This is a genomic window from Streptomyces sp. NPDC032198, from assembly GCF_040636975.1.
Classification (GTDB): Bacteria; Actinomycetota; Actinomycetes; order Streptomycetales; family Streptomycetaceae; genus Streptomyces.
The window spans coordinates 131,237-146,083 of record NZ_JBEZVL010000019.1 but is presented as its reverse complement, the minus strand read 5'-3'; the positions used below and the strand labels follow the sequence as shown (position 1 = coordinate 146,083).

The window sequence follows — 14,847 nt, the reverse complement described above, 5'->3', positions numbered from 1 at the left end:
GTCCGGAAGGTGCGCGCTGATAGCGGTAGTTCATGCTGCTCACCCCCCGGGTCAAGGCCTCGCGGCCGAGGACTCTCCGCATCGCGACCGCGCTCCTGGCCGCGGCCACCTCCGCCACCCTTCTCGCCGCGGGCGCGCCGTCACCGGCCAAGCCGCTCGGCATCGGCGACCGGCTCTTCCCGCACCTGGGCAATCCCGGGTACGACGTCATGTCGTACGACATCGCCTTCACGTACGGCGGCGACAACAAGAAGCCGCTCGATGCCGTGACGGTGATCGACGCCCGTGCGAGTGCCCCGCTGGAGCGGGTCAACCTCGACTTCGCCCACGGCAAGGTCCGCTCCGTCGACGTCAACGGCGAACCAGCCCGCTTCGAGACCACCGGTGAAGACCTGGTCGTCACTCCGGCGCAGCCGCTGAGCCAGGGCGAGCAGATGCGGATCACCGTCCGGCACACCAGCGATCCCGCTCCCACCAAGGACCAGGACGGCGGCTGGGTGCCGACCGCCGACGGGCTCGCCATGGCCAACCAGGCAGACGCCGGGCACCGTGTGTTCCCGTGCAACGACCACCCCGCCGACAAGGCACAGTTCACGTTCCGCGTGACCACCCCGAAGGCGCTCACCGCCGTCGCCAACGGCCTGCCGGTCGCCACGGCGCACACCGGGCCCACCACGACCCGGGTCTTCCGCACCCGTCACCCCATGGCGACGGAACTGGCGCAGGTGTCCATCGGCCGCTCCACCGTGGTGCACCGCTCCGGGCCGCACGGCCTCCCCGTACGCGATGTGGTGCCCACCAAGGACCGCAAGGTGATGGAGCGCTGGCTGAAGAAGACGCCGGACCAGATCAGCTGGATGGAGGGGAAGGTCGGCCGCTACCCCTTCGAGGCGTACGGCGTGCTGATGGCGCAGGCACAGACCGGCTTCGAACTCGAGACGCAGACCCTGTCCCTCTTCGAGCGCGACCTGTTCAAGCGGCCCGAGTTCCCCGAGTGGTACGTGGACTCGATCATGGTGCATGAGCTGGCGCACCAGTGGTTCGGCGACAGCGTGAGCCCGAGGTCCTGGTCCGATCTCTGGCTCAACGAAGGGCACGCCACCTGGTACGAGGCCCTCTTCGCCGAGGAGAAGTCGAAGAAGCCCCTCCAGAAGCGGATGCGTGAGGCCTATCGGCAGTCGGACGGCTGGCGTGCCGCGGGCGGACCGCCGGCCGCACCGAAGGGCCCCGCGCCGGGCCAGAAGATCAGCATCTTCCGCCCGGTGGTGTACGACGGCAGCGCACTGGTGCTCTACGCGCTGCGGCAGGAGATCGGGCAGGACAATTTCGACCAGCTGGAGCGCGACTTCGTGCGCACCTACCGGGACGGCAACGCGACGACCGCGGACTTCGTGCGGCTCGCCTCGGCGATCTCGGGCCGCGATCTGAGCGGCTTCTTCGACGCTTGGCTGTACGGCGCGAAGACGCCGCCGATGCCGGGCCATCCGGACTGGCGTAAGGCAGCCACAGCCGGGAAATAATCTGAGTGACGAGACGGGCCGTTCCGTGCAACCATCTTCAGGTCGGCGTCGCTGCGGGCCCGGGAAAACCCTTCGGGGTGATCTCAGGGTCGGCATCGGCCGGCCCGGGGAATCCTGGGGCGGCCCCGAGCGTTGTCGCCTATGAAGAATCCCATCGACGTAAGGATCCAATGACCTCCTCTTCTTCCCCTTCCCAGGACGCGCAGAGCCTCGCGCAGAACTACCCCGAAGGTCTTCGGGCCGATGCCCTGATGGAAGAGGACGTCGCCTGGAGCCACGAGATCGACGGAGAGCGGGACGGCGAGCAGTTCGACCGCTCCGAGCGAGCGGCCCTGCGCCGTGTCGCCGGCCTCTCCACCGAGCTCGAGGACGTCACCGAAGTCGAGTACCGACAGCTCCGTCTGGAGCGCGTGGTGCTCGTCGGTGTGTGGACCTCGGGCACGGTGCATGACGCGGAGAACTCCGTCGCCGAGCTGGCCGCCCTGGCCGAGACGGCAGGTGCGCTCGTGCTCGACGGCGTCATCCAGCGCCGCGACAAGCCCGACCCGGCGACGTACATCGGATCCGGCAAGGCCCAGGAGCTGCATGACATCGTCCTCGAGACCGGGGCCGACACCGTCGTCTGTGACGGTGAGCTGAGCCCTGGCCAGCTGATTCACCTCGAAGACGTCGTCAAGGTCAAGGTGGTCGACAGGACCGCCCTGATCCTCGACATCTTCGCCCAGCACGCCAAGTCCCGAGAGGGCAAGGCGCAGGTCGCACTTGCCCAGATGCAGTACATGCTCCCGCGCCTTCGCGGCTGGGGTCAGTCGCTCTCCCGTCAGATGGGCGGCGGCGGATCCAGCGGTGGCGGCGGCATGGCGACACGTGGTCCCGGTGAGACCAAGATCGAGACGGACCGCCGTCGGATCCGCGAGAAGATGGCGAAGATGCGCCGGGAGATCGCGGAGATGAAGACGGGCCGCGACATCAAGCGCCAGGAGCGCAAGCGCAACAAGGTGCCTTCGGTCGCGATCGCCGGTTACACGAACGCGGGCAAGTCCTCCCTGCTCAACCGCCTCACGGGCGCGGGCGTCCTGGTGGAGAACTCGCTGTTCGCCACCCTCGACCCGACCGTGCGCCGGGCCGAGACGCCGAGCGGCCGGATCTACACCCTGGCCGACACCGTCGGGTTCGTGCGGCACCTGCCGCACCACCTCGTCGAGGCGTTCCGTTCCACGATGGAGGAGGTCGGCGAGTCCGACCTGATCCTGCACGTGGTGGACGGTTCGCACCCGGTGCCGGAGGAGCAGCTCGCCGCCGTGCGCGAGGTGATCCGCGATGTGGGCGCGACCGACGTGCCCGAGATCGTGATCGTCAACAAGGCGGACGCGGCCGATCCACTGGTCCTCCAGCGGCTGCTGCGCAACGAGAAGCACGCGATCGCGGTCTCCGCGCGCACGGGTGCCGGTATCGACGAGCTGCTCGCGCTCATCGACACCGAACTCCCGCGGCCCGAGGTCGAGATCGAGGCCCTCGTGCCGTACACGCAGGGTCAGCTCATCTCCCGGGCGCATGCCGAGGGGGAGGTGCTCTCCGAGGAGCACACCGCCGAGGGCACGCTGCTCAAGGCGAAGGTGCACGCGGAGCTGGCGGCGGATCTCACGCCGTACGTTCCCGTCGCCGGCTGACCGCAGGCCCGGACAGGCGTGGTTCACGCGGTTCACATGACGAAGGCCCGCCCCCTCTCGTAGGGGGCGGGCCTTCGCCGTGTCATGTGTGAGGTGCGGGGGTCGCCCGCCGTACGGCTACTGGGAGCCGTACTTCTTGCTCATCATGTCGTAGACCTGCTCGGCGCCCCTGCCCAGCTGCGGTCCGGCCAGCCAGGTGTTCTCGGCCGGGCCGATCGAGGTGTTCGAGACGAGCCGAGTCTTGTCACCCACCATGCGGAACCAGCCGCCGCCGGACGAACCGCCGGTCATGGTGCAGCCGATGCGGTACATCGTCGGCTGGGCGGAGGTCAGCGAGAGACGGCCCGGCTTGTCGATGCACTTGTGCATGATCTGGCCGTCGTACGGCGGGGCGGCGGGGTAGCCCCAGGCGCCCATCGAGCTCACGCTCTGCGCGGACGGCGTCGAGAAGTCCACGTCCAGCGCGTTGCCGACCGTCTCCTCCAGCGACTTGGCGCCCTGCTTCGGCTTCACGTGCATCACGGCGTAGTCGTACGGCGCACCGGCACCGCCCGAAGCGGCGCCCTGGTCGATCCACTCGGCGGAGGTCGAGACCCAGTCGGCCCAGTACTGGCCGTAGGGGGAGACCTCCTGCGGGGCGGCGTTGCTCAGCTCGGCCTCGGACTTGCCGAGGTCGTTGTACGCCGGCACGAAGGTGATGTTGCGGTACCAGCCACCGGCGGCACCGGCGTGCACGCAGTGTCCCGCGGTCCACACGAGGTTGGACTTGCCCGGGTTGCGCGGGTCCGTCACGACCGTGCCGGAGCAGACCATCGAGCCCTCGGGGGAGTCGAAGAAGATCTTCCCGACCGGGGCGGCGTTCTCGTGGTACGGCGTCTTCTCGCGCTTGGCCTGGACCGGCGACGGCTCGGGGTCGGTCGCGCCCTGGTCGGCTGGGGTGTCCTTCGCGGCGATCGTCTTGTTCGGGTCCTTGGCCTTCTTCATCCGCTCGGGCTTCCAGAGGCCCTCGATGACCGGGTTGACGAAGTCCTTGGACTCGCGGAGCCAGTCGTCCTTGTCCCAGTTCTTCCAGGCCCCGTCCTTCCACTTGTCGGGGTCGATGCCGTGGTCCTTCAGCTTGTCGGCGATGTCGCCGGGCAGCTTGGCATCGGAACCGGTGTCGGACCCCTTGTCGGCGCCCTGCGCGGTGCCGGAATCAGCCTTGTCACTTGCCTTGTCGTCGCTGGGGCCGCAGGCCGTGGCGGTGAGTGCCAGAGTTGCGGCGAGCCCGGTGGCGGCGAGTGCGAGACGTTGCCCGCGACTGCGCGCGAAGGGCGCACGAGTGGAACGCATGGTGCTGTAACCCCCGAATTGAACGTGTAATTGCTGCAATTGCCATGTACTTGTCATGTGTCGGCGTGGCAGCTCCGGGAGCGCCCCGCCGATGCAACACCCCACTATGCCCATGTGATGGGGGACGAATGACGGCGGGGTCGTGAAGGTTTCCGGCGACCCCGCCGTCGTACTTCGAGCAGCCTTTGCTGGTCAGCTGCTTGTCGGCTACTTGTCGGCGAACTTCTTGCTCACCGCGCCGTAGATGCCCTTGGCTTCCTTGCCGAGCCGCGGACCGGCCAGCCAGCCGGCCGACACCGGGCCGATGGAGGTGTTGGAGACCAGGGCGGGCTTGCCGTCCGAGCCCTCGGCGACCCAGCCGCCGCCGGACGAACCGCCGGTCATCGTGCAGCCGATGCGGTACATCGTCGGGTCGGGCTTGCTGATCGAGAGCCGGCCCGGCTTGTCGGCGCACTGGAACGCCTTCTGGCCGTCGAACGGCGGAGCCGCCGGGTAGCCGGTCGCCGTCATGCCGGCGATCTGGGGCACGGCCGGGGCGTTGAAGTCCACCGGGAGGGCCGAACCGACCTGCTCCTCGAGCGACTGGCCCTCGCTGCCCTTCTCGGGCGTCACGTGGATGACCGCGAAGTCGTACGGCGCGCCCGTGCCGCCCGTCGGGCCGCCGTTCTCGATCCACTGATCGGAGGTCTGTGCCCAGTCACCCCACCAGACGCCGTGCGGAGCCACCTCTTCCTTGGGGGCGTTCTCCAGCTCGGCGGCCGACTTGCCGCTGTTGTTGTACGAGGGCACGAAAGCGATGTTGCGGTACCAGCCGCCCTTGGCGCCCGCGTGCACGCAGTGACCCGCGGTCCACACCATGTTGGACTTGCCCGGGTGTGCCGGGTCCTCGACGACGGTGGCCGAGCAGACCATCGAGCCCTCGGGAGCGTCGAAGAACAGCTTGCCCGAGGCGGGAGCGCTGGCGTCGTACGGCGTCTTCAGGGCCGCCGCCTCCACCGGCTCGGGCGTCGGGTCGGTCACGCCCTGGTCACCGGAGATGTCGTTGTCGTCGACACCGCGGTCGGGGTTCTTGTCCGCGTCCCGCATGCGGTCCGAGTCCCACAGACCGTCGATGATCGGGTTGACGTAGTCACCGGCCTCGCGGAGCCAGTCGTCCTTGTCCCAGTTCTTCCAGGCCCCGTCCTTCCACTTGTCCAGGTCGATGCCGTGCTCCTTGAGCCGATCCTGGAGGTCCTGCGGAATCGTGACCTTGTCGTTGCCGTTGCCGTCGTCGGCGGGCTGGGAGGCGGACGGATCGTCGCCCGCGTTGTCCTCGCTCGGGCCGCAGGCGGTCGCGGTCAGAACGAGCGCCGCGCCGATGGCGACAGCGGCCGCCACGGGGGAGGTTCTGCTGCGCGCGCTCCTCCCACGACGAGCGGTCTTGAGCGGGCGTATGGGTCGCATAGAGAGAATCCCCCTGGGCTTCGACAACGTGCACATGCCGGACATCGTGCGCCGCACGGTGCGTTGAGCACCGGCTTTGGTGGCGCTGCACACCCTGTTGCGGATGAACGGCACCCCACACTATGCCGGTGCCGTAGGGGACTACCGACGGAACGGCAACGGTTCCGTCACGGCAAGGATCTTCCGATTACCCGTGTTCCCCCGCAGCCCCCGTCGTTGGTACGTACGGGGGAGTGGCGGCCTGCGTTCATCTCCCCTGCCAACTCGTCGGCGCACCAGCCCAGATCGAGTGGGAAGCGCCCATTCCCAGCGGGAGGACCAACAGTCGTGGCCGTGACCGAGCCGGCGCCCGCGGCGGTTACCGCGGGGCACTCCGCAGCGCATGAGGGAATCCTGCGACGCCAGTCGGCGCGCGAGTCGGCGGCGCGCACCTATGCGCGCGCCCTGCCGATCGTGCCGGTACGGGCGCGCGGCCTGACGATCGAGGGCGCTGACGGGCAGCGCTATCTCGACTGCCTGTCGGGTGCGGGGACCCTGGCCCTCGGGCACAACCATCCGGTCGTGCTCGAGGCGATCAGGAAGGTCCTCGACTCGGGGGCTCCGCTGCACGTCCTCGACCTGGCCACGCCGGTCAAGGACGCCTTCACCACCGAGCTGTTCCACACGCTGCCCCGTGGACTCGCCGACCGCGCGCGGATCCAGTTCTGCGGTCCCGCCGGCACGGACGCGGTGGAGGCCGCGCTCAAACTCGTGCGGACGGCGACCGGGCGCGAGGGGATGCTCGCGTTCACCGGCGCCTACCACGGGATGACGGCAGGGGCGCTCGAAGCATCCGGCGGCGCACCGGACGTACGCGTCGCGCGCCTGCCCTACCCGCAGGACTACCGCTGCCCGTTCGGCATCGGCGGCGCGGACGGCGCCGAACTCGCGGCCCGCTGGACCGAGAACCTCCTCGACGACACCAAGTCGGGCGTGCCCCAGCCGGCCGGGATGATCCTCGAACCGGTGCAGGGCGAGGGCGGTGTGATCCCCGCCCCCGACGACTGGCTGCGCAGGATGCGCGAGATCACCGCCGCACGCTCGATCCCGCTCATCGCGGACGAGGTCCAGACCGGCGTCGGTCGCACCGGCGCCTTCTGGGCCGTCGAGCACAGCGGCGTGGTCCCGGACGTGATGGTCCTCTCCAAGGCCATCGGCGGCAGCCTGCCCCTGGCCGTCGTGATCTACCGCGACGACCTCGATGTCTGGCAGCCCGGCGCCCACGCGGGCACCTTCCGCGGCAATCAGCTCGCCATGGCCGCGGGCGCGGCCACCCTCGCGTACGTCCGCGAGAACGGCCTCGCGGAACGCGCGGGAGTCCTGGGCACCCGCATGCTCGCCCAACTGCGGTCCCTGGCCTCCGAACACCCCTGCATCGGCGATGTACGAGGCAGAGGCCTGATGATCGGCGTCGAAATCGTGGACCCGGCCGCTCCGGACGGCACGGGCGCTTCGGGCGGCACCGGCACCCCGAGTGCCACAGCCGGACTCCTGTCCCGTTCCCCGCGGCCGCCGTCCCCGGCGCCCGAAATCGCCGCAGCGGTGCAACGCGAATGCCTGCGCCGCGGCCTCATCATCGAGCTGGGCGGACGCCACTCCAGCGTCGTACGACTCCTTCCTCCTCTCACCATCACGGACGAGCAGGCGGCCGCAATCCTCGACCGCCTCTCCGACGCGATCTCCGCGGCGGTGCGTCCGCACCACGGATAGCCACACCGGACCCGGGCCGTCCCGCCTCACGGACGGCCACGAGACATCAGCACAGCTCCAGCCCGTCGCCCCGGAGCCCGAACGACTTCACAAGGAAGCCCTCTTGAACGCCACCCCCGCATCCGACGGTCCACCCCACCCCCACGTCCCAGGCGCGTGCGGCAAGCAATCCTCGCTGGTGGCGGAGCCCGGTACGGTCCCCCGGCAGAAGGGAGGCCGGCAGTCCGAGCAACTGCGAGGCGCGACCGCCGATCTCCTGGAGCACCCGGATCCGCACACCGCCGCGCAGGTGGCCGCCATCGAGAACCTCCTGCGCTGCTGGGTACGCGAGAACGACTTCCCCGCCCCCGAACAGGGCGCCCTCCGTATCCCGCTTGAAGCCAGCGGCACCGCCCTCCTCGTCCCCGTGTACTACTGGTCGGCCACCGGCTGGCACCGCTTCGGCCTCCCGTACCTGGAAGACGGCCCCCAGAGCGCGCCCCCGGCCGACGCCGTCACCGTCGCCGCCCTTCTGGGCCGCGAGACCGGCCAGCGGAGCGGAGCCACCGACCCGGACGGGCAGGCAGAGGCGTGGACCGGCACGAGCACGGGCGCCAGCCCCAGCACCGGCCGTAGCCCCGACAGCGACGGCGACGGCGATCGAGTCGAGGGAGGGGACCTCGTCGGCCGCGTCGCCGACTCGGTGCGGCGCACCGCCACCTTCATCGCCGACCGCCGGAACAACCCCGGCGACGAGCCCGACCTCTTCCTCGCCGCCGAACAGTCCCTGCTCCTGGGCCACCCCCTGCACCCCACGCCGAAGAGCCGCGAGGGCCTCTCGGACACCGAATCCCGGCTCTACTCACCGGAGTTGCGCGGGGCCTTCGCCCTGCACTGGCTCGCCGTCCACCCGTCCGTGCTCGCCGCGGACTCGGCCTGGACCGAGCGCGGACGAACCCTCCCGGCCGAGCAGCTCACCGCCCGCCTCGCCGGTCCGGACCTGCCGCTGCCGCAAGGCCACGCCGCCCTGCCCCTGCACCCGTGGCAGATGCGTGAGCTCAGGCACCGCCCCGCTACGGCCGCTCTCCTGGAAGCCGGACTCCTCCAGGACCTCGGCCCCCACGGCGCACCGTGGTACCCGACCTCCTCCGTACGCACCCTCTACCGCTCGGGTGCCCCGGCCATGCTGAAGCTGTCGCTCGGTCTGCGCATCACCAACTCCCGTCGTGAGAATCTCCGCAAGGAACTCCACCGCGGCGTCGAGGTCCACCGGTTGCTGCGCAGCGGCCTCGCCGAGCAGTGGCAGGCGGTCCACCCGCGCTTCGACGTGATCCGCGACCCCGCCTGGCTCGCCGTGACCGGCCCCGACGGCGCCCCCGTGACCGGGCTCGACGTCATGATCCGGCACAACCCCTTCGGCCCCGGAGACGACGCCACCTGCATCGCGGGACTCGTCTCGCCCAGGCCGTCACCGCACTCCACAGGGCACGACTGCCCTCCGATGCGCTCCCGGCTCGGCGAGATCGTCACCCGCCTCGCCGGACGGACGGGCCGCCCCCGGGGAGCCGTCGCCACGGAGTGGTTCCTGCGCTACCTGGAGAACGTCGTACGCCCCGTGCTCTGGCTGGACAGCGAGGCAGGTGTCGCCCTGGAAGCCCACCAGCAGAACACGCTCCTGCTGCTCGACGCCGACGGCTGGCCCGTGGGCGGCCGCTACCGCGACAACCAGGGCTACTACTTCCGCGAGTCCCGACGCGCCGAACTCGGCCGAAGGCTTCCCGGCATCGGCGAGCACAGCGACACCTTCGTGTCCGACGAGGTGGCGGACGAGCGCTTCGCCTACTACCTCGGCATCAACAACGTCCTCGGTCTCATCGGAGCCCTGGGCGCCCAACGCCTGGCCGACGAGCAGCTTTTGCTCGCTGCGTTCCGCCGCTTCCTCGGCGACACCGTCTCCGGCCCGGCCGCGCTGCGCACGCCGCTGCCCGCGCTGCTTCTCGACTCACCCGTGCTGCGGTGCAAGGCCAATCTGCTGACCCGTCTCCGCGGTCTCGACGAACTCGTGGGCCCGGTCGACACCCAGTCCGTCTACGTCTCCATCGCCAACCCCCTTCATCCCTGAGGAACATGACCCACTCTTCTTGAGAGGAGCGACGCCGTGCCTCCGCCTCCCCCCGATGCGAGCACCGACGCCGGAACCGAGCCCGCCACTGAGCCCGCCACCGAGTCCTCCGTCGCCGAATCCGTGCCCGAGTCCTCCGCCACCGACAGGGCAGACATCCAGGACACCCTGGACCTGCGGCTCCCGGACGAACTCATCGCGCTGTTCGGCGCGAATGACACGGCCGTGGCGCAGGGCGCGTACGCCGGACGCATCGGAGTCGACGCACGCACGGCAGACCCTGCCCACACCCCGGCACGTAGGGCCGCATCGTCTGCCGACGATCTGCTCGACAACGTCGCCGACTGGGGCCCTGCGACCACCACGGCCGGTGTCTTCCAACTCGTCCCCGTACGTACCGAACGCGATCTCCCCCTCGTCAGCCGGTGGATGAACGACCCCGCCGTGGCGGCATTCTGGGAGCTGGCCGGCCCCGAGGCCGTCACGGAGGCACATCTGCGTGCCCAGATCGACGGTGACGGACGCAGCGTCCCCTGCCTGGGTGTCCTGGACGGCACGCCGATGAGTTACTGGGAGGTCTATCGCGCGGACCTCGACGCGCTGGCCCGGCACTATCCGGCCCGCCCGCACGACACCGGTCTTCACCTCCTCATCGGCGGTGTCGCCGACCGCGGCCGAGGTCTCGGCACCTCTCTGCTGAGAGCCGTCGCCGACCTTGTACTCGACCATCGCGCCTCATGCGCACGCGTCATCGCAGAACCCGACCTTCGCAACACCCCCTCCGTCTCCGCATTCCTGAGCGCCGGCTTCCGCTTCGCCGCCGAGGTGGATCTCCCCGACAAACGCGCGGCGCTCATGGTCCGTGACCGGGCCCTGCGCGCAGTGCTCTGACCCGCTCACTCTTAGTACACCGCTCGACCTGATCCGGTTCCCTCCCGGAGGAGTGCCCGTGCCGAACCCGTCCGTCCCCCCGACATCCCGAGAGTCGTCCGCTCTCTACGATCCGCCCGAGCTGACCGCGGACAGGTGGGCGAGATGCGGGCGCCGCCTCCTCGCCAAAATGATCGGCGAGTTCGCCTACGAGGAGATCATCAAGCCCGTCCCCGCCGGACCGACGACGGGCGACGGGGCCGGAGACACTTACAGCCTCAGCCTCGATGCCGATACCCATACCGATCCCGATGCCCAAGCCGACGGCGATGACCTGGGCATAGGCGTAGGCGACGGCGAGCGCGGCGACGGCCCGGGACCCACGGCGCCCCGCCTCCTCTTCCGCGCCAGCCGCGGCTCCTACGGCAGTTGGCATGTCGACCCGGCCAGCCTCGCCCTGGCCGAAGGCGAGGGACCGCCGCTCCCCTTCGGCGACCCCCTCCACTTCCTCACCCGGGCCCGCCGCACCCTGGGAATCGACGGCGCCACCCTCGGCCACCTCATCCGCGAGCTGACCGTCACGCTCTCCGCCGACGCCCGGCTCGACCAGACCGCGCGTACCGCGGCGCAGCTCGCCGACCTCGGCTACGCCGAACTCGAAGGGCACCAGACCGGCCACCCCTGGCTCGTCCTCAACAAGGGCCGCATCGGTTTCTCCGCCAGCGACACCGCCCAGTGGGCGCCCGAGGCCCGCCGCACCGCGCAGCTCCCGTGGATCGCGGTGCACACCGACATCGCCGCCTACCGAGGCGTCGCAGGCCTGGACACGGCACAGAAGCTCTACACACGTGAACTCACCCCCGCCACAAGGGAGTCCTTCGCGGGCATACTCAGGGCACGCGGCCTCGAACCGCACGCCTATCTGTACTTGCCGGTGCATCCGTGGCAGTGGGACGACATCATCCTGCCCCTCTTCGCCCCTTCCGTCGCCGCAGGCGCGATCGTGCCCCTGCCCACCGACGGCGATCTGCGGCTGCCCCAGCAGTCCATTCGTACGTTCCTGAATCTGTCCCGTCCCGACCGGCACACGGTCAAGCTGCCGCTGTCGGTCCTCAACACCCTCGTGTGGCGTGGACTCCCGACCGAACGCACCCTGGCGGCCCCCGCCGTCACCGCATGGATGCACGCCTTGCGCGACGCCGACCCCTTCTTGCGTGACGAATGCCGGGTGATCCTGCTCGGCGAGGTCGCGTCGGTGACCGTCGAGCACCCGCTGTACGACGGCCTTCCCGAGGCCCCTTATCAGTACAAAGAGCTCCTCGGCGCGATCTGGCGCGAACCGATCACCCGGTATCTCGCTCCCGACGAGCGCGCCCGCACGCTTGCTTCCTTGTTGCACACCGACCCGCACGGCAGGGCCTTCGTGGCCGAGCTGGTCGACCGCTCGGGCCTGGCTCCCGAGGCCTGGCTGCGGCGCCTCTTCGGCGCCCTGCTGCCGCCGCTCCTGCAGTTCCTGTACCGGTACGGCACCGTGTTCTCCCCGCACGGGGAGAACGCCATCGTCGTCTTCGACGACAAGGACGTACCCGTCCGGCTCGCGGTGAAGGACTTCGTCGACGACATCAACGTCAGCGCCGAGGCCCTCCCCGAGCACGCGTCGATGCCGGACGATGTCCGTGACGTACTGCTCACCGAACGCCCGGACTTCCTCACGCAGTTCATCCATGCCGGGCTCTTCGTGGGTGTCTTCCGCTATCTCGCCCCGCTCTGCGAGAAGCAGCTGGGCATCCCGGAGAGCACCTTCTGGTCCCTTGTCCGCGCCGAGATCCTCCGCCATCAGGCGCGCGCCCCGCAGCTCAAGGAGCGGTACGAGATGTTCGACCTGCTCACCGAGCGCATCGAGCGGCTGTGCCTCAACCGGAACCGGCTTCACCTGGACGGGTACCGGGACCGCCCCGAGCGCCCGCATGCCGCCGTGCACGGGAGCGTGCCGAATCCTCTGCACCAGCCGTGATCGAGGGATTGTCAGTGGAGACCCGTAGGGTGGTCGCGCTATGACAAAGCCCTCCCTTCCCGAGCTCCTGCACGCCGCCGTCATCGCCGTCGGCGGCACAGAGCGCCCTGGCCAGGTGACGATGGCCGAGACCGTCGCCGAGGCGATCGACGACGGTTCCCATCTGCTGATCCAGGCCGGCACCGGCACGGGCAAGTCCCTCGGCTATCTGGTGCCCGCGCTCGCGCACGGCGAGCGCGTGGTGGTGGCGACGGCCACGCTCGCGCTGCAGCGTCAGCTCGTGGAGCGCGATCTGCCGCGGACGGTGGATGCCCTGCATCCGCTGCTGCGCCGCCGCCCCCAGTTCGCCATGCTCAAGGGCCGGTCGAACTATCTGTGCCTGCACCGCCTCCACGAAGGGGTGCCGCAGGAAGAGGAGGAGGGTCCGGGCCTCTTCGATCAGTTCGAGGCCGCCGCCCCCACCAGCAGGCTCGGCCAGGACCTGCTGCGGATGCGCGACTGGGCGGACGAGACCGAGACCGGCGACCGGGACGACCTCACACCCGGGGTCTCCGACCGCGCCTGGTCCCAGGTGTCCGTCTCCTCCAGGGAGTGCCTGGGCGCGTCGAAGTGTGCGTACGGGGCGGACTGCTTCGCCGAGGCGGCGCGGGAGCGGGCCAAGCTCTCCGAGGTCGTCGTCACCAACCACGCGCTCCTCGCGATCGACGCCATCGAGGGTGCCCCCATCCTTCCTCAGCACGAAGTGCTGATCGTGGACGAGGCCCACGAGCTGGTCTCCCGGGTGACCGGCGTCGCCACCGGCGAGCTCACCCCGGGCCAGGTCAACCGCGCCGTGCGCCGAGCCGCCAAGCTCGTCAACGAAAAGGCGGCAGACCAGCTCCAGACCGCGTCCGAAGGCTTCGAGCGAGTGATGGAGCTGGCGCTTCCCGGCCGCATCGAGGAGGTCCCGGAGGACCTGGGGTACGCGCTGATGGCTCTGCGTGATGCCGCCCGCACGGTCATCTCGGCCCTCGGCTCCACCCGCGACAAGTCGGTCCAGGACGAGGACGCCGTACGCAAACAGGCCCTCGCCTCCGTCGAGACGATCCACGACGTGGCGGAGCGCATCACGAACGGCTCCGAGTGGGACGTCGTCTGGTACGAGCGGCACGACCGCTTCGGAGCCTCGCTGCGGGTGGCGCCCATGTCCGTGTCGGGCCTGCTCCGCGAGAAGCTCTTCAGTGAACGCTCCGTGGTCCTCACCTCCGCCACCCTCAAGCTCGGCGGCGACTTCAACGGGGTGGGGGCCTCCCTGGGGCTCGCCCCCGAGGGCACCGTGTCGGAGGATGCCCCGGCCTGGAGGGGCCTCGACGTCGGCTCGCCCTTCGACTACCGCAAGCAGGGGATCCTGTACGTCGCCCAGCACCTGGCCCGGCCGGGGCGCGAAGGCACACGCAGCGACATGGTCGAGGAGCTGGCCGAGCTGATCGAGGCGGCGGGCGGTCGTACGCTCGGTCTGTTCTCCTCCATGCGCGCCGCTCAGAACGCCGCCGAGGAGCTCCGTGGCCGCCTCGACGTGCCCATCCTGTTGCAGGGCGAGGAGACGCTGGGCGAGCTGATCAAGAACTTCGCGGCGGACTCGCGGACCTGCCTGTTCGGGACGCTTTCGTTGTGGCAGGGCGTCGATGTGCCCGGCGCCAGCTGCCAGTTGGTCGTCATGGACAAGATCCCCTTCCCGCGGCCCGACGACCCCCTGATGAGCGCGCGCCAGAAGGCGGTGGACGACGCCGGTGGCAACGGCTTCATGGCGATCGCCGCGACGCACGCGGCGCTCCTGATGGCGCAGGGCGCGGGGCGGCTGGTGCGGGCCTCGGCGGACCGTGGCGTGGTCGCCATCCTGGATCCCCGGCTCGCGACCGCGCGCTACGGCAGCTATCTGCGGGCTTCGCTTCCCGACTTCTGGTACACGACGGACCGTAATCAGGCGCGCCGCTCCCTGGCCGCGATCGACGCGGCGGCCAAGGCGGACCCCACGCCCAACCCCACGCCCGATCCCAAGGCCAACCCTCAGGTGGACGGCGAGGACGAGGCGGCAGAGGAGTAGGACGAGGCGGCAGAGGAGTAGATGGACGGCCGGCTCCAGACGCCCCTAGGGGGTTTCTGGAGCCG

General features: G+C 70.1%; 9 protein-coding genes. 7 read left to right on the top strand and 2 right to left on the bottom strand.

What is annotated here, in order from left to right; translation table 11 throughout:
* Positions 1 to 32: 32 nt before the first annotated feature.
* Together AB0E78_RS38145 and hflX are read left to right on the top strand one after the other, a co-directional pair.
* Positions 33 to 1,520 carry a M1 family metallopeptidase gene (locus tag AB0E78_RS38145; protein ID WP_361843128.1) on the top strand — a complete coding sequence of 496 codons (1,488 nt, stop codon included), beginning with the start codon at positions 33 to 35 and terminating at the stop codon, positions 1,518 to 1,520.
* A 170-nt stretch (positions 1,521 to 1,690) separates the two neighbouring features.
* Entirely contained in the window at positions 1,691 to 3,190 is a 1,500-nt protein-coding gene (gene hflX / locus AB0E78_RS38140; protein WP_361843125.1) for a GTPase HflX, read from the top strand.
* Positions 3,191 to 3,307: 117 nt separating this feature from the next.
* Here the strand turns inward: hflX and AB0E78_RS38135 are convergent, their stop codons facing one another.
* Together AB0E78_RS38135 and AB0E78_RS38130 are read right to left on the bottom strand one after the other, a co-directional pair.
* Positions 3,308 to 4,522, bottom strand: coding sequence for a hypothetical protein (locus tag AB0E78_RS38135; RefSeq protein ID WP_361843123.1), 1,215 nt, complete (start codon positions 4,520 to 4,522; stop codon positions 3,308 to 3,310).
* 207 nt (positions 4,523 to 4,729) lie between these two features.
* Positions 4,730 to 5,965 (bottom strand): hypothetical protein, encoded by a 1,236-nt coding sequence (locus AB0E78_RS38130; protein ID WP_361843120.1) that lies wholly within the window; start codon positions 5,963 to 5,965, stop codon positions 4,730 to 4,732.
* A 327-nt stretch (positions 5,966 to 6,292) separates the two neighbouring features.
* On the opposite strand from AB0E78_RS38130, the gene AB0E78_RS38125 reads away from it, so the two are divergent.
* The 5 genes from AB0E78_RS38125 (at position 6,293) to AB0E78_RS38105 (ending at position 14,782) form a co-directional block, all read left to right on the top strand.
* Entirely contained in the window at positions 6,293 to 7,714 is a 1,422-nt protein-coding gene (locus AB0E78_RS38125) for a diaminobutyrate--2-oxoglutarate transaminase family protein (protein ID WP_361843118.1), read from the top strand.
* Between the two features lie 178 nt (positions 7,715 to 7,892).
* Entirely contained in the window at positions 7,893 to 9,815 is a 1,923-nt protein-coding gene (locus tag AB0E78_RS38120) for an IucA/IucC family protein (RefSeq protein WP_361843196.1), read from the top strand.
* A 36-nt stretch (positions 9,816 to 9,851) separates the two neighbouring features.
* The gene (locus AB0E78_RS38115; protein ID WP_361843116.1) at positions 9,852 to 10,706 is read left to right on the top strand and encodes a GNAT family N-acetyltransferase; all 855 of its coding nucleotides are present in this window, start codon (positions 9,852 to 9,854) and stop codon (positions 10,704 to 10,706) included.
* A gap of 169 nt (positions 10,707 to 10,875) precedes the next feature.
* On the top strand, positions 10,876 to 12,699 hold the full coding sequence (locus tag AB0E78_RS38110; protein ID WP_361843113.1) for an IucA/IucC family siderophore biosynthesis protein: 1,824 nt from the start codon (positions 10,876 to 10,878) through the stop codon (positions 12,697 to 12,699).
* 40 nt (positions 12,700 to 12,739) lie between these two features.
* On the top strand, positions 12,740 to 14,782 hold the full coding sequence (locus tag AB0E78_RS38105; RefSeq protein WP_361843112.1) for an ATP-dependent DNA helicase: 2,043 nt from the start codon (positions 12,740 to 12,742) through the stop codon (positions 14,780 to 14,782).
* Positions 14,783 to 14,847: the final 65 nt, after the last annotated feature.

Excerpts from the sequence above, each read along its gene's own strand:
- AB0E78_RS38145 (WP_361843128.1), top strand. The coding sequence starts at position 33 with ATGCTGCTCACCCCCCGGGTCAAGGCCTCGCGGCCGAGGACTCTCCGC.
- AB0E78_RS38110 (WP_361843113.1), top strand. The coding sequence starts at position 10,876 with ATGATCGGCGAGTTCGCCTACGAGGAGATCATCAAGCCCGTCCCCGCC.
- AB0E78_RS38130 (WP_361843120.1), bottom strand. The coding sequence starts at position 5,965 with ATGCGACCCATACGCCCGCTCAAGACCGCTCGTCGTGGGAGGAGCGCG.
- AB0E78_RS38105 (WP_361843112.1), top strand. The coding sequence starts at position 12,740 with ATGACAAAGCCCTCCCTTCCCGAGCTCCTGCACGCCGCCGTCATCGCC.
- AB0E78_RS38135 (WP_361843123.1), bottom strand. The coding sequence starts at position 4,522 with ATGCGTTCCACTCGTGCGCCCTTCGCGCGCAGTCGCGGGCAACGTCTC.
- hflX (WP_361843125.1), top strand. The coding sequence starts at position 1,691 with ATGACCTCCTCTTCTTCCCCTTCCCAGGACGCGCAGAGCCTCGCGCAG.